This is a genomic window from Halopenitus malekzadehii (assembly GCF_900108505.1).
GTDB lineage: Archaea > Halobacteriota > Halobacteria > Halobacteriales > Haloferacaceae > Halopenitus > Halopenitus malekzadehii.
This window is the reverse complement of record NZ_FNWU01000012.1, coordinates 25,335-46,391: the sequence shown is the minus strand read 5'-3', so window position 1 is coordinate 46,391 and position 21,057 is coordinate 25,335. Positions and strand designations below refer to the sequence as shown.

General features: G+C 60.4%; 35 protein-coding genes and 1 pseudogene. 23 read left to right on the top strand and 13 right to left on the bottom strand.

What is annotated here, in order from left to right; all coding sequences use genetic code 11:
* From BLW38_RS12955 to BLW38_RS12895, 14 genes and pseudogenes are all read left to right on the top strand, one after another.
* A pseudogene (locus BLW38_RS12955) lies at positions 1 to 792 on the top strand (hypothetical protein); the annotation flags it as partial.
* 2 nt (positions 793 to 794) lie between these two features.
* Entirely contained in the window at positions 795 to 1,316 is a 522-nt protein-coding gene (locus BLW38_RS12950; RefSeq protein WP_092817638.1) for a hypothetical protein, read from the top strand.
* A gap of 3 nt (positions 1,317 to 1,319) precedes the next feature.
* Positions 1,320 to 1,661 (top strand): phage baseplate plug family protein, encoded by a 342-nt coding sequence (locus BLW38_RS12945; protein WP_092817637.1) that lies wholly within the window; start codon positions 1,320 to 1,322, stop codon positions 1,659 to 1,661.
* Positions 1,661 to 2,506 carry a hypothetical protein gene (locus BLW38_RS12940; protein WP_092817636.1) on the top strand — a complete coding sequence of 282 codons (846 nt, stop codon included), beginning with the start codon at positions 1,661 to 1,663 and terminating at the stop codon, positions 2,504 to 2,506. The genes BLW38_RS12945 and BLW38_RS12940 overlap by 1 nt, the downstream gene beginning before the upstream one ends.
* Complete coding sequence (locus BLW38_RS16330) at positions 2,503 to 2,640, top strand: hypothetical protein (protein ID WP_177167505.1); 138 nt, start codon at positions 2,503 to 2,505, stop codon at positions 2,638 to 2,640. Before BLW38_RS12940 ends, BLW38_RS16330 begins: the two co-directional genes overlap by 4 nt.
* Entirely contained in the window at positions 2,637 to 3,182 is a 546-nt protein-coding gene (locus BLW38_RS12935; protein WP_092817635.1) for a Gp138 family membrane-puncturing spike protein, read from the top strand. The genes BLW38_RS16330 and BLW38_RS12935 overlap by 4 nt, the downstream gene beginning before the upstream one ends.
* Entirely contained in the window at positions 3,182 to 3,547 is a 366-nt protein-coding gene (locus BLW38_RS12930; protein WP_092817634.1) for a hypothetical protein, read from the top strand. Before BLW38_RS12935 ends, BLW38_RS12930 begins: the two co-directional genes overlap by 1 nt.
* Before the next feature lie 7 nt (positions 3,548 to 3,554).
* Complete coding sequence (locus BLW38_RS12925) at positions 3,555 to 3,917, top strand: GPW/gp25 family protein (RefSeq protein ID WP_092817633.1); 363 nt, start codon at positions 3,555 to 3,557, stop codon at positions 3,915 to 3,917.
* Entirely contained in the window at positions 3,914 to 5,173 is a 1,260-nt protein-coding gene (locus tag BLW38_RS12920; protein WP_218143068.1) for a baseplate J/gp47 family protein, read from the top strand. The genes BLW38_RS12925 and BLW38_RS12920 overlap by 4 nt, the downstream gene beginning before the upstream one ends.
* Positions 5,163 to 5,885 (top strand): hypothetical protein, encoded by a 723-nt coding sequence (locus BLW38_RS12915; protein ID WP_143040893.1) that lies wholly within the window; start codon positions 5,163 to 5,165, stop codon positions 5,883 to 5,885. The genes BLW38_RS12920 and BLW38_RS12915 overlap by 11 nt, the downstream gene beginning before the upstream one ends.
* A 101-nt stretch (positions 5,886 to 5,986) precedes the next feature.
* Positions 5,987 to 6,718, top strand: coding sequence for a hypothetical protein (locus BLW38_RS12910; protein ID WP_092817631.1), 732 nt, complete (start codon positions 5,987 to 5,989; stop codon positions 6,716 to 6,718).
* Positions 6,719 to 7,405 carry a hypothetical protein gene (locus BLW38_RS12905; protein WP_143040892.1) on the top strand — a complete coding sequence of 229 codons (687 nt, stop codon included), beginning with the start codon at positions 6,719 to 6,721 and terminating at the stop codon, positions 7,403 to 7,405. It begins immediately after the preceding gene.
* Between the two features lie 71 nt (positions 7,406 to 7,476).
* A complete protein-coding gene (locus BLW38_RS12900; protein WP_092817629.1) occupies positions 7,477 to 8,160 on the top strand; it encodes a hypothetical protein in 684 nt (227 codons plus the stop codon).
* A 77-nt stretch (positions 8,161 to 8,237) separates the two neighbouring features.
* Positions 8,238 to 8,933, top strand: coding sequence for a hypothetical protein (locus BLW38_RS12895; protein ID WP_092817628.1), 696 nt, complete (start codon positions 8,238 to 8,240; stop codon positions 8,931 to 8,933).
* Positions 8,934 to 9,023: 90 nt separating this feature from the next.
* On the opposite strand, the gene BLW38_RS12890 is transcribed toward BLW38_RS12895, so the two are convergent.
* The 12 genes from BLW38_RS12890 to BLW38_RS15960 all read right to left on the bottom strand — a co-directional run bounded on the left by BLW38_RS12890 (position 9,024) and on the right by BLW38_RS15960 (position 16,817).
* Entirely contained in the window at positions 9,024 to 9,902 is an 879-nt protein-coding gene (locus BLW38_RS12890; RefSeq protein WP_281241173.1) for a tyrosine-type recombinase/integrase, read from the bottom strand.
* A gap of 79 nt (positions 9,903 to 9,981) precedes the next feature.
* Positions 9,982 to 10,401 carry a DUF7344 domain-containing protein gene (locus BLW38_RS12885; RefSeq protein ID WP_143040891.1) on the bottom strand — a complete coding sequence of 140 codons (420 nt, stop codon included), beginning with the start codon at positions 10,399 to 10,401 and terminating at the stop codon, positions 9,982 to 9,984.
* Positions 10,402 to 10,415: 14 nt separating this feature from the next.
* Positions 10,416 to 10,793 carry a DUF7344 domain-containing protein gene (locus tag BLW38_RS12880; RefSeq protein ID WP_092817625.1) on the bottom strand — a complete coding sequence of 126 codons (378 nt, stop codon included), beginning with the start codon at positions 10,791 to 10,793 and terminating at the stop codon, positions 10,416 to 10,418.
* Positions 10,790 to 11,086, bottom strand: coding sequence for a winged helix-turn-helix domain-containing protein (locus BLW38_RS15970; RefSeq protein ID WP_143040890.1), 297 nt, complete (start codon positions 11,084 to 11,086; stop codon positions 10,790 to 10,792). The genes BLW38_RS12880 and BLW38_RS15970 overlap by 4 nt, the downstream gene beginning before the upstream one ends.
* Before the next feature lie 175 nt (positions 11,087 to 11,261).
* On the bottom strand, positions 11,262 to 12,599 hold the full coding sequence (locus BLW38_RS12870) for a tyrosine-type recombinase/integrase (RefSeq protein ID WP_092817623.1): 1,338 nt from the start codon (positions 12,597 to 12,599) through the stop codon (positions 11,262 to 11,264).
* Between the two features lie 483 nt (positions 12,600 to 13,082).
* Entirely contained in the window at positions 13,083 to 13,376 is a 294-nt protein-coding gene (locus BLW38_RS12865) for a type II toxin-antitoxin system RelE family toxin (RefSeq protein ID WP_092817622.1), read from the bottom strand.
* Positions 13,366 to 13,560 carry a hypothetical protein gene (locus BLW38_RS12860; protein ID WP_092817621.1) on the bottom strand — a complete coding sequence of 65 codons (195 nt, stop codon included), beginning with the start codon at positions 13,558 to 13,560 and terminating at the stop codon, positions 13,366 to 13,368. The genes BLW38_RS12865 and BLW38_RS12860 overlap by 11 nt, the downstream gene beginning before the upstream one ends.
* Positions 13,561 to 13,917: 357 nt before the next feature.
* Positions 13,918 to 14,394 (bottom strand): HNH endonuclease, encoded by a 477-nt coding sequence (locus tag BLW38_RS12855; protein ID WP_092817620.1) that lies wholly within the window; start codon positions 14,392 to 14,394, stop codon positions 13,918 to 13,920.
* Positions 14,387 to 15,220 carry a ParA family protein gene (locus BLW38_RS12850; protein ID WP_092817619.1) on the bottom strand — a complete coding sequence of 278 codons (834 nt, stop codon included), beginning with the start codon at positions 15,218 to 15,220 and terminating at the stop codon, positions 14,387 to 14,389. The genes BLW38_RS12855 and BLW38_RS12850 overlap by 8 nt, the downstream gene beginning before the upstream one ends.
* Positions 15,221 to 15,267: 47 nt before the next feature.
* Positions 15,268 to 15,930, bottom strand: a complete 663-nt coding sequence (locus BLW38_RS15965; RefSeq protein WP_143040889.1) for a hypothetical protein — start codon at positions 15,928 to 15,930, stop codon at positions 15,268 to 15,270.
* 46 nt (positions 15,931 to 15,976) lie between these two features.
* The gene (locus BLW38_RS12835; RefSeq protein WP_092817616.1) at positions 15,977 to 16,408 is read right to left on the bottom strand and encodes a hypothetical protein; all 432 of its coding nucleotides are present in this window, start codon (positions 16,406 to 16,408) and stop codon (positions 15,977 to 15,979) included.
* 1 nt (position 16,409) lies between these two features.
* Complete coding sequence (locus BLW38_RS15960) at positions 16,410 to 16,817, bottom strand: winged helix-turn-helix transcriptional regulator (protein WP_143040888.1); 408 nt, start codon at positions 16,815 to 16,817, stop codon at positions 16,410 to 16,412.
* Between the two features lie 180 nt (positions 16,818 to 16,997).
* Between BLW38_RS15960 and BLW38_RS12825 the strand changes: the two genes are divergently transcribed.
* From BLW38_RS12825 to BLW38_RS12800, 6 genes are all read left to right on the top strand, one after another.
* Positions 16,998 to 17,417: a hypothetical protein gene (locus tag BLW38_RS12825; RefSeq protein WP_092817615.1), complete on the top strand. Its 420-nt coding sequence runs from the start codon at positions 16,998 to 17,000 to the stop codon at positions 17,415 to 17,417.
* Positions 17,417 to 17,887, top strand: coding sequence for a hypothetical protein (locus BLW38_RS12820; RefSeq protein ID WP_143040887.1), 471 nt, complete (start codon positions 17,417 to 17,419; stop codon positions 17,885 to 17,887). Before BLW38_RS12825 ends, BLW38_RS12820 begins: the two co-directional genes overlap by 1 nt.
* Complete coding sequence (locus tag BLW38_RS12815; protein WP_092817613.1) at positions 17,880 to 18,221, top strand: hypothetical protein; 342 nt, start codon at positions 17,880 to 17,882, stop codon at positions 18,219 to 18,221. The genes BLW38_RS12820 and BLW38_RS12815 overlap by 8 nt, the downstream gene beginning before the upstream one ends.
* Positions 18,218 to 18,499, top strand: a complete 282-nt coding sequence (locus tag BLW38_RS16325) for a hypothetical protein (protein ID WP_177167503.1) — start codon at positions 18,218 to 18,220, stop codon at positions 18,497 to 18,499. Before BLW38_RS12815 ends, BLW38_RS16325 begins: the two co-directional genes overlap by 4 nt.
* An 83-nt stretch (positions 18,500 to 18,582) precedes the next feature.
* On the top strand, positions 18,583 to 19,662 hold the full coding sequence (locus BLW38_RS12805; RefSeq protein WP_092817612.1) for a Cdc6/Cdc18 family protein: 1,080 nt from the start codon (positions 18,583 to 18,585) through the stop codon (positions 19,660 to 19,662).
* Between the two features lie 156 nt (positions 19,663 to 19,818).
* Positions 19,819 to 20,082: a hypothetical protein gene (locus tag BLW38_RS12800; RefSeq protein ID WP_092817611.1), complete on the top strand. Its 264-nt coding sequence runs from the start codon at positions 19,819 to 19,821 to the stop codon at positions 20,080 to 20,082.
* Positions 20,083 to 20,087: 5 nt separating this feature from the next.
* On the opposite strand, the gene BLW38_RS15955 is transcribed toward BLW38_RS12800, so the two are convergent.
* A complete protein-coding gene (locus tag BLW38_RS15955) occupies positions 20,088 to 20,270 on the bottom strand; it encodes a hypothetical protein (RefSeq protein WP_177167502.1) in 183 nt (60 codons plus the stop codon).
* Positions 20,271 to 20,362: 92 nt separating this feature from the next.
* On the opposite strand from BLW38_RS15955, the gene BLW38_RS12795 reads away from it, so the two are divergent.
* The 3 genes from BLW38_RS12795 to BLW38_RS12790 all read left to right on the top strand — a co-directional run bounded on the left by BLW38_RS12795 (position 20,363) and on the right by BLW38_RS12790 (position 21,055).
* Positions 20,363 to 20,503, top strand: coding sequence for a DUF7557 family protein (locus BLW38_RS12795; protein WP_143040885.1), 141 nt, complete (start codon positions 20,363 to 20,365; stop codon positions 20,501 to 20,503).
* A 139-nt stretch (positions 20,504 to 20,642) separates the two neighbouring features.
* On the top strand, positions 20,643 to 20,816 hold the full coding sequence (locus BLW38_RS16320) for a hypothetical protein (protein ID WP_177167501.1): 174 nt from the start codon (positions 20,643 to 20,645) through the stop codon (positions 20,814 to 20,816).
* Entirely contained in the window at positions 20,816 to 21,055 is a 240-nt protein-coding gene (locus tag BLW38_RS12790; RefSeq protein WP_092817609.1) for a hypothetical protein, read from the top strand. Before BLW38_RS16320 ends, BLW38_RS12790 begins: the two co-directional genes overlap by 1 nt.
* The last annotated feature ends 2 nt before the right edge of the window (positions 21,056 to 21,057 follow it).

Below are 21,057 nucleotides of genomic sequence, written 5' to 3'. Positions count from 1 at the left end.
GGTACCGGTCCGAATGTAAGGGAGGCAGCGACGGAGCTTCCTGGAGAGATCGTTGCGGGCCTGAACTCGTTGGGTCGGTGGAAGTACTTGGTCCCGCTGGTGGGCCCACTGATGGGCGCACACGAGTTGATCACCGGTGCCGGTCCGGATGTGAGAGAGGCGGCATCCGAGCTTCCCGGAAATATCATCGCGGGGCTGAATTCGCTGGGGAAATGGAAGTACTTGGTCCCGCTGGTGGGCCCGTTGATGGCGGCTCGGGATATGATCTCGAACCCGCAGAAGTGGATCTCGGCAGGCGAACAGATCCCGACGATGGTCGCACGGGGGATCAAGCGAATGGCGACGTCCCCCGTCGACGCAGTCACTGACGTCGCGTCAGGGATACGGGATCGACTGCCGTTCTCGCCTGCGGCTGCGGGACCGCTCCAGTCGCTCGACGAGACTGGACCGGCGCTGGTCCAGACGATCGCGAGCGGGATCGAGGGCGAACAAGGGGAGTTGGTCTCGTCGGTGTCGTCAGTGCTTGCAGCCACGCCGGCAGGGCAAGGTGTGCAGGCACTCGGCGGGTTGATGTCTAAGACGCCAGCTGGAATGGTCGCCGGGGCAGCCGCTGACGCAATCGGCGGCCAGGCGTCTGGCGGCGGTGGCGGTCAGACAATCGACATTACGGTGACGAACAACATCACCATCGACGGATCTGGGTCGCCTGAAAACAGTGTGGAACAGGCGGCTCAGCAGGGAACGTCGACGGCGCTCGAGGAGTTCTTCGACCGGCTTGCGAGGGAGACCTGACGATGCCAGGAACAGTCACGATCGGCGGTATCGTCCTGTCCGCGACGAGTGTCTCGGATAGCGGTGCGTGGAACAGCCCGTCGAAGCGGACGGAAGAGGGGTTCGAATACAGCACATACGTCCGGACCCAGCCGTTGTCCGCAAGTATCGAGGCGTGGGTCCCCGTTGAGGAGTACTCCAAGCTGCAGCGATTGCGTGAGGGTGGAAAGCCTTTCGAGGCATCTATCGGCACGGTATCGGTCTCGAAGGCGAAGCTCGACGATCTTGAACGGCAAGACGAGCAGGATGTCTCGAGTCACTACAAGGTCTCTATCTCGATCACCGAGGTGCACGAAGCGACTGTTGAGACAGCGGAGATCTCGATCGAGACGGAAGGTGGTGCGTCTCTCGGGACAGCGGCTGGGGAGACGCCAAGTTCGACCGCCCAGCCAGAGAACTCGGACGGCGGACAGACTGAAGAGGAGACTGGTGGGATCGCTGGCAGCCTGTCAGGGATCCGGGAGTCGCTGTCAGGGGTGTTCTGAACGATGGAACAGATCCCGATCCCGGAGCGTCGGGCACAGGAGAAACGGCCGATCCATCTGGAGTTTCTCCCTCAGTCATTCCCGGGTCAGCGCTTTGCCGTGCGGTTCGACTGGAACAGCTACGCGGGCCGCTGGACGATCGAGATTGAACACCTCCGTCGGGAGTTCACCGTCACGAACTCGATGGCTACACCCTACCGTCCGTACTCGTATTTGCCGTACCTGGTCTTCATCCTAGCCGATGCGGCAGGCGAGGTGACGGAAGTCACGCCGGAGAACCTTGGCGACGAGGTAAAACTCTGGGTCCTCCCAGGACCGTCCGGACAGCAGCCAGGAGATAACTGATGCCGTGGAGACAGCACCGTCACGTTGAGGCCGGCGAAGTGTCCCTCGACGGGCTGGACCTGGACGTCTCTGTGACGAAGCCGAAGGATGACCCGCTGGAGTTCACCGTGAAGACGTGGAATCTGACGAGTGAAACGTGGTCTCAGATCGAGACTGAAGACCTTTGTCGGATCGAGCTTGGCTGGGAAGATGGTGACGTCGAGACGGTGATGATCGGGAAGATCGACACGCGAAAGCGTGCCCCTGACGGTCGTGATGTCTCCTACGAGATCGGCGGGATCGATGAGACAGAGGCCGTGACGAAGTCCCGTCCGGATCGCTCCTGGTCACAGAAAGCGTGGCTCGATAAACGACCGGACCAGATCGTCGAGTCCATTGCGGGAGAGATCGGGCTGTCAGCGCAGACGGGGTCGGCAGGCTCGCCGATCCAGGGGTCGTGGTCGGTCACGCCGGACAAAGCGGTCGCGCAGTGGCTCGATGAACTCCTCCAGATCGCCGCCGAGAAGACGGGCGTTGAGTGGGAGTGGTTCGCGTCCGGTGGCCAGATCCACTTCACCCCACGCAGTCAGGGGACGGTTGAGGCGCCCAAGTTGAGCCAGGGCGGGATGCTGATCTCGCTTGGCGAGAAGTCGGACACAAGTGACGATACTGAGGGACAGCTCAACTTCGAGTCGATGCTGGAGCCGCGCATCGCAAAGGGTGCGACGGTGTACGTCGAGACGGATGACTACCAGGGCCCGTACCGCGTGAGTGACTACGAGTTTCAGAGCAGTACGGTATCAGGGGATCATCTCGTCAGTGGGACGCTGACGCCGGTTGAAGCTGACTACTCCATCGAATCATGAGTGCTTGGGAGCGATCGACGATCGACTGTACAGACTGCGACGGTGAGGCCGTCGCGAAGACCGACCAGTGGGGACAGGTCATCCGCTACGAGTGCCCCGAGTGCGACTGCCAGATCGATCCGGGAGACGTATGAGTGGAAACGTCGACGTCCTCCGACAGTTTGTCGAGAACGAGATCCGCGGTATCTACACGATCACGTTCGTCCGTGTCGAAGAGGTAGAGGAGTCGACGCGGCGGGCGGTCGTGTCGCTGAAGAGCGACTCGGACATCCTCATCGACAACGTGCCGATCGCGTCGCCGTTCGCGATGGACGGCGCCGGGATGATCGTCCCGATCGAGCGTGGCGTCGAGGGACTAGTACTGCACGCTCAGGAACCGCTCTCGAAACAGATCCAGCAGCGCGGTGAACAGCCAGTCGAGAGTGAAAGACGGTTCCAGCTCGAGGACGCCGTGTTCTTTCCACAGCTCTGGCTCGACGAGGACAACATCCCGGAGCACGGCTCGAACGAGTACGTGATCGACCTGGGCGAGAACGCACCGACGCTCCGGCTGAACGGGGAGTCGGGTGGGTTCCAGCTCGTCGACGGGAGCGGTCACGGAATCGTCTCCGACGGACAGGGGAACTTCACGTGGCACGCGCAGTCGGTCGACGTCAATAAGGGACCGATCGAGTGATGGCCACGCCAGCTCTCATCGACGCGCCGTGCGAGGCCGACGGTCACCCCTCGGCGTGTTCGGAGCCGGCGGCGGGAGCCGTCGAGTCGACAGATGACGCGCTCCTCTCGGTCGAGGGTGCCGATGTCGCCGACCACGCGACTGCGGTGATGCACTTTGCTGACCATGGGCACTCGACGGATCCGATGGGGAACTGCGTCGACTACCAAACGCACGATCTGACGCCGGACCAGGAGCACATCCTGATGGTCAACGGCGCGCCGGTGATGTGCGTCGACGACTCCACAACCGATCCTGGGTCCGGTGGTACTGCGATGCTCACCGATCACGGCGGAAACCAACTTCTGAGCGTGACCGAACAGTGACAGACCGATGAACTACAAACGCACACTGGCGCTGAATCCAGACGGGTCATTTCGGGTTGAAAACGGGAGTCCCGTCTGGATCGATGGCGCTGCGGCAGTCGAACAGGAATTGAGAACGATGCTTGCGACGATCCGCGGGGAAGACCCGTTTGACGAGGATCACGGCCTCCCCGTGTTCGAGATCTCGGGCAGCCCGCCGGCGGTCGTCGAGCGGGGTGTCCGCAACACGCTGTTGTCGGACGACCGGGTGGCGTCAGTCGACACGGTCGATGTCTCCGATCCAGGGGCGAACCGAGTCACCGACGTCGACGTCCAGGTGACGCTCGTCGATGGTGAGCAGCTCGAGTTCACGAGCGGGGTGCAAGCGTGACCGAGTACGGCACTCAGGATGACGGGTCGTTCCGGCGCAAGCACGTCGACACAATCCGCTCTGATATGGGGCGGAACTTCAAGGACGAAGTTGGCGACGACGTCGAGTTGCGACAGAACTCGCCACAGCAGGCGTTCATCGATACGGTCGCGCCGGAGCTCGCACAGCTCTGGGAAGCGACAGAGGCAGCGTACTACGCCTCGTTCTTCGAGGACTCGTTCGGCGAGCAGCTGGACAAGCAACTAGCGCTCGCCGGTTTCTCGCGGATCCCTTCCCGAAGTGCAACTGGAGAGGTCGTCTTCAGTCGGGATGACCCGGCACCGGATGACATCTCGATCCCGGCGGGGACGGTCGTGACAACTTCGCGAACGGAGACTCAGCCCGCAATACCGTACGAAACAACTGACGGTGTCACCCTCAACGAGGGGCAGACTGAAGTGACCGCACCGATCGAGGCGCTGAAGCCGTGGCAGACCGAGATCGACGAAGAGTGGCTCGGCGAAGAGACGAACGTCGGCGCCGACTCGATCACGCGCTTCGACGATCCGGTCGCCGGCGTCGACGATGTCACCAATCCGAACCCGACCGGTGATGAGGGCCTCGGCTACGTCAGCGGTCGCGATCGCGAGACGGACGCCGAGTTCAAGCTCCGCTACCAGAACAGCCTCGCTGCGAGCGGGGCCGCAACGCTCCGCGCCATCCGCTCGTCGGTCTTCAACGCAGCCGAGGGTATCAGGTCCGTCGGTGTCGATGAAGTCCACGCCGCCGGCGACTACGGTGTGACGGTGACTGTCCTCGCACCAGATGTCCCGGATGACGATGTCGCACAGGCCCTCCTTGACTCTCGGGCTGGCGGTCTCGAATCGTTCGGGTCAGAATCGGGGACTGCGACACTCGGTGACGGTATCGAGAGGACCGAACACTTTGAGCGGGCGACCCGAGTTGAAATCTACGTCGAAGCAGATCTCACGACGTCGGACACCTTCCCGACCGATGGTGAGGATCGTATCACAGACGGTATCGTGAGGTACATCGGCGGAGAGGCGACCGACGGTATCACCTACCCCGGACTGGAGATCGGCGATGACGTCATCATCGACCAGGTGTTCCGCCGGGTTATGGAAGTCCAGGGGGTCATCGAGGTAGACCTCCAAATTGGAACGGACCCGAACGCACTCGCCGGCTCGAACATCGATGTCGCCGCGACGGAAGCCGCGATGACTGGGGTGACAGAGGTGACGATTAATGTCCTCTAGTGACGATCGAACTCCCCAGGAGCGGCTTGAAGAGAACCTGAAGTCGCCGTACCCTGCTGATGGGTTGGTGTGGTCAGCGTTGATCGTCGCCGTCGCTGAAGAGATCGCAGAGCTTGAAGCCGCTCGCCAGAGTGTCCTCGCAGCGAAGTTCGTCTCCTCAGCTGAAGGTGAACAACTGGATCGACTGGCGAGCATCTTCGAGCTCGAACGTCAGACAGGCGAGTCGAATGCTCGATTTCGCATTCGGCTCCAGACTGCGCTTAGAGCACAGCTCTCGTCGGCGACGATCTCGGACCTCCGGGAGACCGTCGGCGTTCTCCTCGGCGGGGATGCGTCCGATGTCGTCGTCGAAGAGCCAGAGTCGGACCAACCACTCGTCGACATCGGTATCTGGGAAGATCAGCTGAACGATCGCGGGCTAACTGTCGATGAGTTCTTCGACGAGGTCTCCCCGCTGACCGCTGCCGGCGTCGCCGCCGAAGGATTCGTCCGTGGGAACTTCCGGTTCACGGCGGAATCACAACCAGTTGTTTCTGACCGCGGGTTCGAGAGCCTCGAGCTCGCGGAAGGCGGTGGCGGGACCTGGCCGACGATCGACCAGGACGGAACGTTTGCGTTCACAGATCAATCGCAGCCCGTCGAGTCCGATGATGGCTTCGCGGAGCTCACACCGGACGACGTCGGCGGGACGTGGCCGCAGCTACTTCGATAACAATGCCAGACAAACAATCACGAATCTGGGGGAGTACAGGCGCAGAACCATCGGATGGCGATGAGGTAATTCCGGGGGGTCAACGCTATCCCGCGGAATATATGAACTGGGCGATGTACGTCGCCACCCGTGACATCGACGAGCTCTGGACGCTCTTCGATACGGTCGCCGGCAAAGCAGATTCCCCGCACGCGATCGGCGGCGACGATCACGACGCGTCGACACTCGCAGAGCTGAATGCGAAGGTATCGGACGCGACACTCGCGTCGGAGTCTGTGGTTGCGACGGGGGTCGAGACCCATCGGACAGGCGAAGTCCACAACGAGGCACAGCCGCCACAGACGCACGGGAACGCCAAGCACGCTGAAACCTTCGCAGTTGACGGAGATGCCCAACCACCGGAAGCACACGACCACACCGAAGCAGACGAGACGACGGTTCCGGTCGGCGGGATTGACATGGTTTCGGTTGTCGTCGACGATCCCGATCGGCTCCCGGCCGCCGAGCTTCAGGACGGTGAGTCCATCGAGATGCCCATCCCGGTCGACGACGGCGAGACGCTCGAAGTCTACCGATGGGGGGCGTACGATGCATCCGACCACACCGCTCCGACAGGCCTCGACGTCGAGCTCGTCGACGGTGGCGACGTGGTCCAGGTCGCATCAAACACGACGAACTCACAGGACACGGCCAATCCCGTGGCGTCCTACCAGAATAGCTCCGGAGCGGTGCAGGTCTTCAAGCTCCGTGCGAAGAACGACTCCGGGTCGCCGATCGGGGACGGAACGGGTGAGCCAGGGGTCGGGTCACACTTTGGATTCAGGGTGGTCTAGATGAGCGATCGAGGAGTTCCTATCAATAACAGATCATACGGGGTCCGTGGAAGAACGATCGGCGGAGCTGCAATCCCTGACAGCGTAGAAAGGTGGGAGTGGGGCGGTCCACTCTCAGACCGGTACATCGCTGTACAGGGCAGTGTCTCGAACATGACCATTGTGCAGGATAGTGGCGTCGCAATCGACGGGAGTTACTACCTCGAATCCGCCACAGGAGGGACGAACACGTACGTGGTGCCTGCGGATGGTGCGGAGTACTACAAACCCAAACAGGGCGATCCTGTTTTCGGATCTCACGTTTTCACTGACGCCTCGTCGAGCGGACGGCCCGGGGTTCTGTTCGGGATGTCGGACGACGGCCAAGACGGCTACGGCATCTTCATCGACACCGACCACAACAATCAATGGGGGATCCGCACCTACTCAGGCAGGACACGTGAGTCGCCGCTCGCCGTCGGTAATAACGCACCGTCGGCAAACACATGGTACTTCCCCGCTGTTGATTGGGGTTCCGATGGGTCGATCTCGATTACGATGTACGAGTACGACGGTGGTGCCTACACGGAGTTCGACAGTCTATCAGTGAGCGATAACACTCGGACAGGCGGTAAAATCGGCTTCTTTGCCAACAACGAGACATGCCGGTGGGACGGCTACGACATTGATCCCAACTACCTGCCATGATTGACCCGGTGTCGCAGGTTCTCACTCGACGCTTTAGAATCGCGCTGTAACCGCCTGCAGTTATCAGACTTATGTCACACGTAGTCAAAGCAGCCATCGATCCAGCCAGTGCACCGTCCGACGCGGCCGACCGCGTCGCAATATGGGCCAACCAGTTCCGGGCGATCCTCCCGGAGACACACTCGGAGTACCACACGCGGACGGACATCCTCGACGAGCCGATCGCCGACGAGTTCCGGTATCGGTTCGACATTCGCGACGACGTCGACGCGATCGTCTCGGCGCTCGTCGACGAGCTCGGTGCCGACGTGGACTGGATGCGCGTCGAAGTCCAGCAGGACGACCGCGAGTGGCGCGAGGCGGCATTCCGTGACGACCCGGACTACTACGACCCGTCGCGGAGCGAGGGCCACCGTACGCCGCCCTCGCTCGACCGTGGCGGGCTCTTCGAAGTGGAGACCGGGGATGCCGCCTACCTCATCGACGGGACCGAGTACAGCGCTACAGCGACGACGTTTGAGCCCGCCCGTCCCGACGAGGAGCCGCGGACGGACCTGATCGTCGCCGGCGACGCCGGGGAGATCGCCCGTCTCGAGGACACCAGTCCGGGGAGCTGTCCGGCCGATGTCGTCTGCATCGGCCTCATCGAGGTCCATCCGGGGAAGGTCGTCATCATCGACGAGGAAGAGGTCGACGTCCAGACGACCGACTGGAGTGTCGCTCACGAGTCCGGGGCCGTCCCGGACGACGTGTAGACGCTCGGTCTTAACCTACACCACCAGCAGCAGTCGGGCCCGCGCTGTTGGTTAAGCTGTTCCGGGCCTCACATACCATGTTCACGCGACTGTTCGAGACCGTCGACTGGATAGACCCGTCCGAACCGATCACGCTGGTCGCGCCCGTTGTCGCGTTCGTCGCGACCGTGCTGCTCACGCATCCAGCGCTAGACCACCTCGGCCGTGACACCGAACTACTGCGACGCGTCCGTGGAGCTCTTCCGCTGCTCGACGAGGCAGCCCGCGATCACGGCTTCTACACCAGCTACGACATCACCGACGAGGAAGTCATCGGCGTCGTCTACCGCGACCTCGAGGACGTTGAGGCAACACTCCAGGAGCTCAACTTCCGACCGTCACCACTCGCGGCTCACAAGTCGCTGCCCGACGGTCGCACCGAGATCGGCTCCTGGGGGCGGTTCGGTGGCGTCGACGTCGACCGACTCCCGTGGCCGCTGTCGACGCTGTTCCTGCTCGTCTACCCGTTCCAGGACCCACACGTGACGCTGTTCCCAGCTGAGCGTGGCGACGTCGGCGATGAATCGTTCCCGGATGGCGCAGTTCTCGTCACAGGCCATCACGAGAAGAGTCCGTACAACCCGTTCGTCGCCTACCAGCATCTCCGCGGGAAGGGGTACGACGTCGATCGTGGCGTGAAGCTGGCGGCGAACCTGCTCGTCGACGAACTCGGCGACGACTTCACCCCGAGCGACCGGGCGATCGCCCTCGCCGGCAACGCCGTCGCTCAGTAGACTCCTTTTCGCATCTGTCAGCTGCTCGGCGCTACTTCTCCGAGCCGCTTATAAATGAGTTCAGCGAGCCGGATCTACCACCTAGAGGCGTCACCGGTGTTTGCTGCGGATCTCGTGGGCCGCCTTCTCGTCGTTCGACTGGATGTAAACGCGAGCCGTTCCGGGGTCGGCCCACCCCATAATCGACATAAGCGCGTGGACGCTGATGTCGCGTGAGGCGTGGAACGACGCCGACGTCGCTCGAAGCGCGTGCGGGTAGACGTTGCTCTCGATGCCCGCGCAGTCGGCGAGCCGGTCGATCCGGCGGTGGACTGTCGCGAAACTCTTCTCGTAGGCGTCGAACCGGTCGAAAAACTGCTCGACGATCAGCTCGATCCGTGCGCTGAAGTCAAACGGTATACCCCGCGCCGACGTTGAGGTCTTTGGCGACCAGCGCTTCTCGAGCATCGCTTCGAGCGTGACGTTCACTTCCTCGCGGAGTTCTTGGGCCTCGGCGAGGAGCTCGTCGTCAGTCATCGACTCCAGCGTGGCGTCGTCGTAGTGTGCGACAATCGCGTCGGTGGCTTCCTCCTCGGTCAGGTTATGGCTATCGAGATTGTCGCGTGCGCGGTTACGACAGTAGCCACAGACCTCGTCGCCGCTTCCTTTGGTGCAGTTCCAGTACGAGGGAATCTGAATCGTACCGTCATTCCAGTCAATCCACTCCTCGTGGAGATGCGTCACCTCGCCAGCGCGGAGACCGAGTCGGCCGCAAGCCACGGCAAGCATTCGGCACTCCAAGGCGATCTCGTCGTTGTCGATGTCGTAGCTCGCCCTGAGCATCCGTTCCCATTGCCGCGGCGTGATAGCGTCGTCTCGGGAGTGAGATCGACCTGACCGCCCACTGAGTGCTTCAGCTGCGGACTGCTTGATCGACGTGTGCTCGCCGATTTGGATGCCCTGTGCAATCCGTCGTCGGCGACTATCCATATCTGTCATACTTCGATCTTTATCGTAACGTCGGCGACAGCGTCCATCCCCACGTTACCGCATACCTGTCGGGCTATCATCACGGCCCTCCCGTATCGTTGCTCCACTGGATCGGGTCGCGTCGCCATACAACCCAACTGACTGCTGAGGCTACCTCGTCCTGCTCGCGCTCGTCAATTCGGGGCGGGTCAATGACAAGATAGAACAGCGTTGTTCGCGGTGTCGCTGTGACCTCACGGCGGTCGGCGTCGTACTCGACGATCGTACACGCGTCCATTGCGGGTAACCACTCCTCGTGAAGCATCGACGAGAGGACCTCCGCACGGCCTTCCGCGACGCCGGGTGCGTCCTCATTCTGCAGGTTGTCGATCTCTTCAGGGAGCTCCGAGATCGGGACTGTAATCGTCTCCGAAGTTGCTTGAAGTCGCTGCTCGTGAAGGTAGGTGAGCAGCTGCATCGAGTGATCCGAGTCGAGGACCTGGTCGATGGCGTCACTCATCTGCATCCCCACCATCAGGCATCACCGTCCGGCTTGTAGCACGCTGTAGTAATGCGTCGGATGTGGTCAGCGAGGGGCTCGGTCGCAGCCGTCGGTTGGATGGTCTTCGAGCGATCGTCGTAGTCAACTGCCCCGATCTCGTCGAGCGTGTCGAGATGGCCTTGGATCAGGCTGATGTACACGCGCGTGCGCTGTTCGCTGGTCACCTGGCTGGGGTCGACGATGTTCTCCTGAGCGGCGATCTCGACCGCGACGTCGCCGGCGCTGATCGTGGTGTCGCCACTCCGGTCGACGGACAGGATAACCTGACGTCGACGAGAGTTCGACACCGCCTGGAAGACGTCGTCGGGGTCGAGCGGGATGCCGTGAGCGATGCCGTCGCTCCCCGTCATCGTCCCTCCTGGACGAGTTGTTCGCCCTCGAACGTTGGAAGGACGATGCAGCAACCGGACTTGTCGAGGAGTTCGACGTAGCCGGCCTTTTCGAGTCTGTCCAGCTGCGCGGTGATGTCTCGAAGTGGCTCTCCGGTTTCGACTGCGATGTCCCGCAGCGTGGCCGAGGAGCCGGGGTTGTTCACGACGTAGTCGATGATGCGCCTGGTTCGTGGGTCGCGTGATGGAGCGAGCGTCTCCGTCTGAAGGACAGAGTTATCACTCCGCGACCTGTTAGGTTCGTGTGCTGTCATACGGCAGCATTCTGGGTCCCGGCGTGGCACCGCCGGGGGCCGCTTTCAGGCCAACTACGAGTTGTGGACGGATTATTAAATAAATACGTATATTAAACGAGAAAGTCACGAGTGCCGCCTAGAAGCCGCTGATCGTTTGATCCACTCGATAAATTTAACCGCGGGTTAATCGCGGTTACTCCGCGATGACTTCGGCGTGCTCGATGTAGTCGGACAGCCGATCGAACAGATCGTCGCGACGGCGGATCACGGGTTCGAGTTTTTGTAGTTGACGGAGCCCATCAGCATCGACCTCGCCACTGACGATCAGGTCTAGAAGGTCCTTCTCTTCGTCGGGAATAGGTGATGTGTTCAGCCGTGGCTCACGACCGAGGCTAGCGATCGTCTCGGCAGGACACCAGAGACACAACTCCCGATGCCGTGGCGTCTGCCTGCCACAGTTGTCACACCACACGGGAACGATGGGCTCTTGCTCGGCGTCGAGCTCGACATCGGCACCGTCGGCCTTGGCGATGTGTTTTCGGCTCTTGTCTGAGAACACCGCGATGTAGTGCGCGACGACGCGAGATCCTCGTGCCCACCCGAAGTGCTGCTCGAGGTCACGCTGGGTGACCCACCGGGACGAGGCGAGGATCGATGCTCGACTCTTTCGGTAGTGTTCCGGTTTGAGCGGTTTCATCAGGTCGGTCGTCTTACCAACCCGCTTGATGCTCTTGCGGATCTGCTGATAGTCTAAGAGTCGGTCTTCGTTCATCGGCGTCCAGAGCTTCGTGTCTGGTCGCGGACCGCGCTCGGTGTCGTTCGCGGGATGACACTTGTACATCCAACGCCGGACGTACGGAATTCCGACGTCGATACGAATTGTTCGTGAGAACGTTTTCGAATCGCTTTCGATGCTGATGAGCAGGTGGTCCCCGCGGTCGTCGATCTGACGGTACTCGAGTTCCCAGAACTCACTCATAGGGCGCGCGCCGGTTGCCCAGAGAAGCGCCACGATCGCGGCAGTGCGCTTGCCGGTCGGAAAGTCTTTAGCCGCCTCGATGATGGTGATGACGTCGTCCCAGAAGAGTACCTCCGAAGGTTCAGGCGCCGGCTGGTCATCCTCGACGTTACCCAGCTCGAGAACCCCGAATCGTTCAGGGTGTTTGTCATCCCTCGCGTCGGGTGCGAGGAACCGACCCCACGCACGGAGAGCGCTGATGTAGTTGTCGCGGGTGTAGCCGTTGTCGTACTCGTCGATCCAGCTGCCGATGGAATCTACGACATCCACCCCAGTTTGTGGGTCAAGAATCTGGAGCATCAGGCCGGTGTTCCGGACGAGTCGGTGGGCGTGCGCGAGGTAGGATTCGTGACGGGTGCCCGAGATTTGGTTGTTCGCGCTTGCTCGACGGTTGTGCTTCTCGATCTCCTCGTGGAACTTCAGCAGTTGTTCTCGTTCGGGATCGGTTATCTCTTCGTCTGTCTCGACCAGTCGAACGCGACGGTCGATCTTGTCGCTGTAGTCGTGTTGCATTTGGCTGACGTAGGTGTGACTCGGTTTGCGGGCGAGACATACTACGTCAGCAGGGCTTGGGCTGACACGTTGGTGCGATGTGAGCTGGCGGGGCCGGCGATGAGTTCAGGGTGCCGGAACACCTATGCTTATTCAGGGCTTGCTTATAAATGCTGGTAAAGTTGGGACGCTGGTTTGGCGGGGTCTTTTCATAAAAACCCTAGAGGGAGAGACGAGGCGTGTAGTGTGCTTTGTTTGTGATCGAGTATCATACACCTTATAAAGGTGCGAAATTCCGAATGGTGCAGTCTTAACCAACAGTCGAGGCAGAATCAGCCCAGTGTTGGTTAAGACCTCTCCCACCAGTCGTCGACGTCCTGAGCCTCGACGTCGACGTTGAAACTGACGCCACAGCTGCAACGAACGCCGATCCGAATCGCCCGCGTCGACATATGTGCTTTCTCGGTTCCACAACCAGGACAGTTGACGGCGAACGTGTTCATCCTAGTATCCGTAGCGATCGTGAGCCTCGTCGATCCCGAGTAGTTCAACCACTTTGACCTGGCCCCGATCCTCGACAACATCGTAGAGAGCAGTGTGTGTCCGACCGATGTGAAGTCGGTATATCTCCTCGCCGTCGACGACGATCTTCTCTCGGTCGCCACTACCTGCACCTGGCTTTGGATACGGCTCGTCCTCTAGCTTCTCGAGGTTCTCTTTGACGATCCGCTGGCTCTTATCATCTAACGCCTGATAGTACTCAGATGCTTGCTCCGAGAGGTGAACACTATAGCTCATCGAGCGCAGTCAGTTCCTCCACGTCGGTCTCGCGAACCGATCTGACGCGCTCGGCGAGTTCGCTTCGGTTCTTTTCTTGGATCAGTTCCTTCAGTAGCTCGTCGTAGGTCTGACCAGCTTCCTTCAGTTCGTTCAGTTCTTTCCATCGATCTTCTGTGACTGGTATTCGTTTTGATGCTGCCATCGTCTGTCACGTGCTCCGTGGTCGTCTCCAGCAGTCAGTGGCCCCTTGGGTGACTCCGACACGGCTGGAGTCAGATGCTATTCGTCGCCACCGACCGCGTTGTAAGTAGTTACAATCTTTCCACCGTTAAGCGTTGTGGAGCGACGCTCTGTTCATATATCGAGATAAGCGTAGTTATCCGAATATCTATCACCAATCCGCAAAAGCCGCGATAACCCGAGCATACAACCACCGAGAAGCCCGATCTCCCCGCCTCGAACCCGGGGGAAACCCACTCAGAAACACTTCGATACAGGGGTGACAGTACAGTTCGAGTGCTCTGTATATCCTATATCGCGATATATAATTGATGGGGCGCTACCGATCGAGACCGAGCTCTTCCTCGATCGACGTCTCGTTGATCGCTGCCCGCACCAACGCCGGGTAAAACCGCTCGTTCTTCGGCAACTGCTCGCCGTGTTCTCGCTGCCACTTGACGTTGACCTCAGAGTACCGAATATCGAGATCGTCGACGACGTCATCCGGAAGGTAGATCGTCCGACCATTCCAGTCTTCACGCAGTACGAACCCTTCATCACCCGGCTCTAGCGTCTCACTCGTGTCGGTCGTTCCAGACGTTTCGATCGTTTCGCTCGTTTCGGTCGTTGTTGTCGCCTCAGTCGTTTCAGTCATTTCAGAAGACTCCGCAGCATCATCTTCGCTCGTGTTGGTCGTTTCACCCGTTTCGATCGTTTCAGACGTGTCGGTCGCCGCACCGAAACGGTCGGCGATGCCGCCCATCTTCTCGCTGGTCTTCCCCAGCTCATCGCTGGCGTCGTCCTGGTCGTCACTCATCTGCCTGCCCCACGAGTTCGTCATCAACGAGCGTCGCGATCTCGGCGATCACCCCAGCCATATCGCTGTCGAGCTCCTCGGCGGCGAAGATAGAGCGCTCCTGCGCGGCGATCGCGCGCTGTAGGTCGACCCGCTTGTAGACGTCGATCACCGGGATGCCGAGCCCCTCTTCGAACTCCGAGTGGAGCTGCTCGAGCATCGCGTCAGCCTGCTTGTTGTGCTCCACGCGGTTCGCAACGATGCCCAGTATCCGTACCGCACCAAAGTACTCCCGAACGCTGTCGATCTGCTTCTGCAGGCGGTCGAGCCCCTGCACCGAGAGCGCCTCGGCGTACGCGGGGATCAGAACGCCATCGCTCGCCACCAGGGCGTTGTCCGTAAGCACGTTGATGCTCGGCATATTGTCCACGAGGACGACGTCGTAGCCTACCCCGAGTTCGTCGAGGACCATCTTCAGTCGCTCCCGAGCGCGAGGCTCACCGTTGAGTTCTCCACCGGTACGATCGACCATCCGCTCGTTCGACGGTAACAGGTCGAACTCCTCGCCCTCGAGGATGATATCATCGGCGTCGCCGGCGCGGCTCGGATCGAGTAGCAGCTCGTGGAGCGACACCGTGCGGTCGAGGTCGCTGTACTCATCGTCGTAGCCAAGGATCGACGTAAGTGCACCCTCCGGCGCGAGGTCGACCACAAGGACATCGAGATCTCGGTCGGCAAGCGCGCCGGCAACGTGGATCGTGAGTGTCGTCTTCCCCACCCCACCCTTCTGATTGAGCATCGCCACGATCGCCGGTGACGTTTCGATCGTTTCAGTCGTTCCAGTCATACTCTGAAACGATCGAAACGCGACCGTGATAAAGCTACGTCAGACACTTACGAGTCGGGTGAAATATGACTCAGCATTACAGATCGACACTCTTCGTGACCAACAAAGTGATCGGCTCGTTCTGGTGTACCGCCTTCATCAGCGTGCACTTCAGCAGCCGCACGAATGAGTTCTACAAGAGTTTCGAGGGGGACCTGTCCCCCACGCTTATCTACCATCTCGGTAATAGTCTCACAGACAGGGTGAACAGCGTTATCGCCGGCGGTGGACCATGAATACTCCATCGACATCCCGTCAAGATCAACTTCACTGACTGATTCTGCAAGCTGGATCGAGTGACGCTCGGTCCGATATACAGTTGTAGCTCGCGCTTCCCGAAGTCCTGTCTCAGAGACGATCTTCTCCCGAGCTTCTCGTTTATTCAAATCATATCCCTCCATCACACTCTTCAGTATCTCAGCGATCGTTACTGCATTCTCACGAGACACCTCGTCGTAGTGCGTTTCTATAATATCGGCACGATACTCGACATCTACCTTGTCCTCAAGGAGTTCCTCGTCGACAAGAACATCAGCACCCGTATTTGAATCTATGAAGTCGCTCATCCCTGTCTCCCCTTCGAGCGGATAGTATCCGTATTTTGTGTTCGATGCACGAGTAGGTGATAGAGTTGATATTTTTATAATCTCGCCGCCGCCGTCGACGACCACACGTCGTTCTTCGAGCCGACACCGCACTCGGAACACTTGCCCATAACTACGCGAACCTTCCCGGGAACGTCGATCCGGGATACGTCGGAGTATCATTCGACTCGTCTTCGTCGTCCTCGATCGGGGCGGGCCAATTCGGGGTGTATCCGCCGACACGTTGAGACCACACGACCGTGTTGCCCATCTCTCCACAAGTTCGGCGAACGACCTCGTGCCGGGTCCAACCTTCTTCCTCACCGGTCGTCGTGAACGCGAGTCGCTCTCGATAGAACGGAAGGCCCTGTTCCTCGCCAGCCGCTTCGGCCTCGAACGGATACGTCGCGTCGATCGTGTGGAACGCCTCGACGCGGAAGTCACCATCATCCCACGCGACGACCTCGATCGTGACCGGCTCGGAAAGACGAGCCGTAGCTAGGCCCTCGATCTCCTTGACGACGTTCTCACGGTCGTAGTCGTATTCCTCTTCTATATCCGGCATACTACTCATCTACCTCTTCCTTAAGGGCAGTCACAACCTCCTTGGCGCGCTCGTGCGCATCATCACCGTTCACGTTCTCGATCGCTTCGACCGTCGCTTCCGCCGCCTCGAACGCCTCATCGATCCGCTCTTCGAGCTCGACGATACGATCCCGGAGCTGATCAAGTTCATCCTGCCTCTCGCCGACGTCGCCACCACGGGGATCGTCAACGAGCTCGTAGAGGCCACCGCCGACATTCTTGACGTAGTCGGCCGCCTTCAGCATCTGAAGCCGGTTGTGAATATACTGCCGAGAGTAACCTAACTCATTAGCAAGGTTCTGGGATAGGTTTCTGCCTTCTGCTAGCTCATCGAGGATTAATTTATCAGCGTCGTTGAGTTCGTGAGCCACTTTACTGGTTACACTCATCGCACGCACTTTACTATGAGCGTTGACGGTATAAATGTTTATTCCGTATGATACAGATTAGATTGACAGAATAAACATTAAGTAGGTGTAGAATAGACTATTGAGTAGAGAGCGCGGGAGAAGGCCTCTGACAAAGGTGGCCTCCGGGGTACCAGCCCCGTCGACCGTGCGCTCGAAACTATGCCCGAACGCAACACGAAATCGAATCCCCACGAGTTAGAGTGTATCGCTCTCGATGACCCGCAACGAATCAACGATCTCGACGAACTCGACGTCGGCGACCGGGTGCTCATCGACGACCGACGTCGACCATTAACCGTCATCGAGATCGGCGTCCACGTCGTCTCCGACGAGCGGATCGACGAGGAGCTGCGGACTCCCGTCGTCAAGCTCGAAGGACACTGGGATGGCGCCAAGACGATCGTCCTCGCCCACAAGCTGGAGCGACTCCAGGTAACCGACGATGGGTTCCAGGTCACGCTGAGCGAGACCGACACGATCGTCGACCGCGGCATCGGTCGTGAGAAGACAGTTCGCCGGACGCACGTTGTCGGAGCTGCCGGTCGGGCTGCGGGAAACAGTCCCGAGGTGACTGCGTGATGCCGAACCTTAACCGCAGTGCCAGGAAGCTGCTGGACGAGAAAATGGAGCCGTACGTCGACGGCTTCGACTCGATGCTCGCCGACGTCATCCACGACACGTTCGCGGACGACCCGCAGCTGTGCCGGCTCGCCACGATCGTGAACGAGACCAACCACGCCATTGAGGACCGCGACCGACAGAACGGTGTCGACAAGGAGTGGTCCGCACTCAACGAGGCGAGCCAGAAGGTTACATGGGTTCTCGAGCGTCGTACCCGCGAGGTCATCGCCGAGAAGTGCGAGACCGTTGCACTGGACGCGCCCGGATGGACCGACGTCCACTCCAAAGAGAAGATCGAGGCCGCAGTGCGTGAGGCTGTCGAGTGGCTCAACCACAACACCAACCCGGCCGAACGTGCTGGCGTCACGTACGGCGAGGAGCTCCCTGATCCAGACGCGCTGTTCGAGGAGGTACCGGGCGATGCCTGAGTCGGAGATGGCGACCGTCGACGATACGGATCTAGTTGCATTCCACGTTGGTGACCACGTTCAGGACTGCGATAGCGATGATGAGGCCACGTTACTCGTTGCTGGCGTCCCGCTTCAGCGAGCAGCCACCTACCAGATCAACGAGGACGGGAAGACAGTTGCGGATGTCAACCCCGACTACGCCGCGGAGGAGCCGGTTGTCGAGGTGATCTATCCGCAGCGGACGGACACACATCTCGACCGCAAGCAGACCTACGCGTTCCCTGCCGCGCGCCTCGAACTCGTTGCTCCAGTCCACGATCGCGACGACAACACCGACAAAGAGCGGCAATGACTGACGACCAACGAACTGCGTTCGAGCGCGTGATGGGTCCCGAGACCAAGTGGGAGATCGTCAAGAGCGGGACGCCCCCGAGCGTCGACGGGATGGCGATTCACGAGCCGAAGTACATGCGCTGTCTGTACTGCGGCGCCCAGACGATCATCGACGAGGCGGGCGAAACGACGACCGGCATCGACGAGCTCGTTCACAAGGAGAGTTGTGGGCAGTCATCCGCGTCGGTGCGCGAGCCAGGCGATCCGGGTGACGCGTTCGACACGCGCGACGACTAAGTCGACGACCTCACGACCACTTTTCGACCCCCTCGGATCTTCACCCCCTCTTTATATAGTGTCACTGCGAACTCATCGGCTAAATGATACACGACGGCCGCTACTTCGCTGAGGAGCATCTTCCTCGAGAGCTCCCACACCGCGATCCCGCGATCTCGCAGCTGTCGCGAGCCCTCACGCCAGCGGTCGATGGCCGGCGCCCCGACGACGTCCTCATCACTGGCCCGAGCGGCGTGGGCAAAACCGCGCTTGCACGGTTCGCGTTGCGCGAGCTCCGCGAGGCGGCAGCCGTCGACACTGCGCTGATCCGAACACTCGGAAAAACGGGGGGAACCATCCTCCGCGAGGCGATCAACCAACATCGCTGCGGGATCGACGTCCACCGGGGAACCCCCACCGACGAGTTACCGCGGATCCTCCGCGAGCGAGTCGACGATCCGTACATCCTCATTCTCGACGAGGCCGACGACCTCCCAGCCACGGACACGCTCGATATGCTCGCCGGCGTTCCCGAGGTCGCGATCGTCGCCGTCGCCCACGACGAGGAAGCCTGGCTCGCCGGCATTGACCAACAGTTCCGGTCGCAGTTCGACGGCGAACATCACATCGCCCTGGACCGGTACTCTCCCGAAGCCATCGCCGACATCCTCGAGCCACGCGTGGAACACGGCCTCGAGCCCGGAGTGATCACGCGCGAGCAGCTGGAGACGGTCGGCGATCTCGTCGCCGGCGTCGCCCGACTCGGCGTCCAGACCGTACGGTGTGCCGCCGAGGTCGCCACCGACCAGGGTCGGGACAGCATCACGGACGGCAACCTCGTCGACGGCAAACACCGAGCACTCGAAGAGATTCGGGCCTCGCATCTTCGGTCGCTGCCGTATCATCATCACGTTCTCTACGAGCTCGTGCGCGCGCTCGACCCAGCAGCGAGCGACCAGCTCCACAGTCGATACGACACGATCGCGGCGGCGGCGTACCAAGACCGGCCGCTCGAACCGATCGCCCGTCGAACTCGGCGGACGAAGCTCGAGAAGCTCCGAGAGTACGGCCTGATCGAGTGGGACTCACTGCCGGGGAATCGACGCCGGTACGAAGCGGTCGATCCCCAGCTGGCGAGCGAGCACGACATCCCGCTCACTGGCGACGTCGCTCACGAAGCTTAACCAACAGCTCCGTGGTTCGGGAGCCAGGCGAGTCTTAACCAACACATCGTGATATAGGCCGCACGCTGTTGGTTAAGACCGTGGGGTGAGGGGGTCCGCATACCCCCCTCGGATCTTCACCCCTACCTTATGATACCCTCGGGCGCATAGTGAGGTATGTCGGTTCAGAAGACTCGACACACGATCTCGACGTCGACGCTCGACAGCGAGACCAAAGGCCCCGGTGACACTGTTCACCTTGAGCTCCAGTACTATTCGTCGAAGACCATCGTCGACGTCCGCTTCGGCGCCAGCGAGTGGTCGATGACGTTCAACGATGACGGCGTCATCAAACCTGGAGAGTCCGAAGGCCCCCGTCCCCCGAAGTGGCTGCCCGAAGCGATCGCGCAGGTAGAGCCTGGGCTGCAGGTGCGAAGATGACGAGGCTAGTTACTCGTTACCGCTGGATTCGAATTTCCCTCGCTCTCCGCCTCTTCAGCCAAGTCAATGAGATCGTTGATGACATCGTCAAACGACTCGTTTGGGTGAGTCTTCCGGTCTTTAAGACGGTTCCAGGTACTGATTTTCAGCCGGATCGAGGTATCGTCTTGACCTTTGTTTTTTCCCATATCTCTCTTGTATGCAGTCACACATATATACCTCAACCTAAGTATAGTAATATACATAATGTTTATAATGCTTGCATACTTGCATACAATTGATGAGTGAGGATACAACAATCCGAATTAGCAGGGATACGTGGAAGCGGCTGACCTCATTGAAAGAGCCGGGGGACAGCCACGATGACGTAATAAATGACCTGCTAAAGACTCGCGAATCTGACGCAGCGGCACCCAACTAGCCGCTTTCTGCGCGATCGGACTCGATTGGACCCGTGGCCGATCGCGCAGGCGGCGGTCCCCTGCAGCTCCAAACCAATGGACAATCACAGGACACCGCGTCACGACGGTTCGCACAGCCAGGATAAAAACCTCGGTCTAATGGGTTCGCCGCTCGAGACCCGCGATGGTCTTCCCGGGTTCATCGCGATCTTCGGCGATCAGACCGTGTCGACCCCCGACAGCCGGCCAGCGTTCTTCGGGCAGACCGAGATCACGGCCGGCGGCAAGCAGTGGATGACCGGGCGATCAGTCCGCCTCGCAGAGGTGATCTGATGCCGGCGTTCGACGACGCGACGATCGAGCTGACGCTGGAGAGATACCACACGCGGAATCCCGACGACGACTCTGTCGAAGAGCGATGGCGAGTCGACGCTGCGGGACTCGACGTCCCGTGTGGTGGCGTGACTCCCGAACGTGCGCTAGAGATGCTCGCCGAGTCGCTTCGCGACGACCAGGATGGACAGGCGGACCTCGAGACACTGATCGAGGCCGACGATCAGGAGGTGGCGTAGCG

What these genes read in the sequence shown, in the direction of transcription:
- BLW38_RS16325 (WP_177167503.1), top strand. Translation starts at nt 18,218, where the DNA reads ATGACTGACGACCAACGAACTGCGTTCGAGCGCGTGATGGGTCCCGAG.
- BLW38_RS12865 (WP_092817622.1), bottom strand. Translation starts at nt 13,376, where the DNA reads ATGAGCTATAGTGTTCACCTCTCGGAGCAAGCATCTGAGTACTATCAG.
- BLW38_RS12945 (WP_092817637.1), top strand. Translation starts at nt 1,320, where the DNA reads ATGGAACAGATCCCGATCCCGGAGCGTCGGGCACAGGAGAAACGGCCG.
- BLW38_RS15955 (WP_177167502.1), bottom strand. Translation starts at nt 20,270, where the DNA reads ATGGGAAAAAACAAAGGTCAAGACGATACCTCGATCCGGCTGAAAATC.
- BLW38_RS12860 (WP_092817621.1), bottom strand. Translation starts at nt 13,560, where the DNA reads ATGGCAGCATCAAAACGAATACCAGTCACAGAAGATCGATGGAAAGAA.
- BLW38_RS16320 (WP_177167501.1), top strand. Translation starts at nt 20,643, where the DNA reads ATGGGTTCGCCGCTCGAGACCCGCGATGGTCTTCCCGGGTTCATCGCG.
- BLW38_RS12800 (WP_092817611.1), top strand. Translation starts at nt 19,819, where the DNA reads ATGTCGGTTCAGAAGACTCGACACACGATCTCGACGTCGACGCTCGAC.
- BLW38_RS16330 (WP_177167505.1), top strand. Translation starts at nt 2,503, where the DNA reads ATGAGTGCTTGGGAGCGATCGACGATCGACTGTACAGACTGCGACGGT.
- BLW38_RS12890 (WP_281241173.1), bottom strand. Translation starts at nt 9,902, where the DNA reads ATGGATAGTCGCCGACGACGGATTGCACAGGGCATCCAAATCGGCGAG.
- BLW38_RS12870 (WP_092817623.1), bottom strand. Translation starts at nt 12,599, where the DNA reads ATGCAACACGACTACAGCGACAAGATCGACCGTCGCGTTCGACTGGTC.
- BLW38_RS12940 (WP_092817636.1), top strand. Translation starts at nt 1,661, where the DNA reads ATGCCGTGGAGACAGCACCGTCACGTTGAGGCCGGCGAAGTGTCCCTC.
- BLW38_RS12825 (WP_092817615.1), top strand. Translation starts at nt 16,998, where the DNA reads ATGCCCGAACGCAACACGAAATCGAATCCCCACGAGTTAGAGTGTATC.
- BLW38_RS12935 (WP_092817635.1), top strand. Translation starts at nt 2,637, where the DNA reads ATGAGTGGAAACGTCGACGTCCTCCGACAGTTTGTCGAGAACGAGATC.
- BLW38_RS12855 (WP_092817620.1), bottom strand. Translation starts at nt 14,394, where the DNA reads ATGAGTGACGACCAGGACGACGCCAGCGATGAGCTGGGGAAGACCAGC.
- BLW38_RS12905 (WP_143040892.1), top strand. Translation starts at nt 6,719, where the DNA reads ATGAGCGATCGAGGAGTTCCTATCAATAACAGATCATACGGGGTCCGT.
- BLW38_RS12930 (WP_092817634.1), top strand. Translation starts at nt 3,182, where the DNA reads ATGGCCACGCCAGCTCTCATCGACGCGCCGTGCGAGGCCGACGGTCAC.
- BLW38_RS12950 (WP_092817638.1), top strand. Translation starts at nt 795, where the DNA reads ATGCCAGGAACAGTCACGATCGGCGGTATCGTCCTGTCCGCGACGAGT.
- BLW38_RS12925 (WP_092817633.1), top strand. Translation starts at nt 3,555, where the DNA reads ATGAACTACAAACGCACACTGGCGCTGAATCCAGACGGGTCATTTCGG.
- BLW38_RS12815 (WP_092817613.1), top strand. Translation starts at nt 17,880, where the DNA reads ATGCCTGAGTCGGAGATGGCGACCGTCGACGATACGGATCTAGTTGCA.
- BLW38_RS12895 (WP_092817628.1), top strand. Translation starts at nt 8,238, where the DNA reads ATGTTCACGCGACTGTTCGAGACCGTCGACTGGATAGACCCGTCCGAA.
- BLW38_RS12900 (WP_092817629.1), top strand. Translation starts at nt 7,477, where the DNA reads ATGTCACACGTAGTCAAAGCAGCCATCGATCCAGCCAGTGCACCGTCC.
- BLW38_RS12850 (WP_092817619.1), bottom strand. Translation starts at nt 15,220, where the DNA reads ATGACTGGAACGACTGAAACGATCGAAACGTCACCGGCGATCGTGGCG.
- BLW38_RS12820 (WP_143040887.1), top strand. Translation starts at nt 17,417, where the DNA reads ATGCCGAACCTTAACCGCAGTGCCAGGAAGCTGCTGGACGAGAAAATG.
- BLW38_RS12885 (WP_143040891.1), bottom strand. Translation starts at nt 10,401, where the DNA reads ATGAGTGACGCCATCGACCAGGTCCTCGACTCGGATCACTCGATGCAG.
- BLW38_RS15970 (WP_143040890.1), bottom strand. Translation starts at nt 11,086, where the DNA reads ATGACAGCACACGAACCTAACAGGTCGCGGAGTGATAACTCTGTCCTT.
- BLW38_RS12880 (WP_092817625.1), bottom strand. Translation starts at nt 10,793, where the DNA reads ATGACGGGGAGCGACGGCATCGCTCACGGCATCCCGCTCGACCCCGAC.
- BLW38_RS12790 (WP_092817609.1), top strand. Translation starts at nt 20,816, where the DNA reads ATGCCGGCGTTCGACGACGCGACGATCGAGCTGACGCTGGAGAGATAC.
- BLW38_RS15960 (WP_143040888.1), bottom strand. Translation starts at nt 16,817, where the DNA reads ATGAGTGTAACCAGTAAAGTGGCTCACGAACTCAACGACGCTGATAAA.
- BLW38_RS12805 (WP_092817612.1), top strand. Translation starts at nt 18,583, where the DNA reads ATGATACACGACGGCCGCTACTTCGCTGAGGAGCATCTTCCTCGAGAG.
- BLW38_RS12915 (WP_143040893.1), top strand. Translation starts at nt 5,163, where the DNA reads ATGTCCTCTAGTGACGATCGAACTCCCCAGGAGCGGCTTGAAGAGAAC.
- BLW38_RS12910 (WP_092817631.1), top strand. Translation starts at nt 5,987, where the DNA reads ATGAACTGGGCGATGTACGTCGCCACCCGTGACATCGACGAGCTCTGG.
- BLW38_RS12795 (WP_143040885.1), top strand. Translation starts at nt 20,363, where the DNA reads ATGAGTGAGGATACAACAATCCGAATTAGCAGGGATACGTGGAAGCGG.
- BLW38_RS12835 (WP_092817616.1), bottom strand. Translation starts at nt 16,408, where the DNA reads ATGCCGGATATAGAAGAGGAATACGACTACGACCGTGAGAACGTCGTC.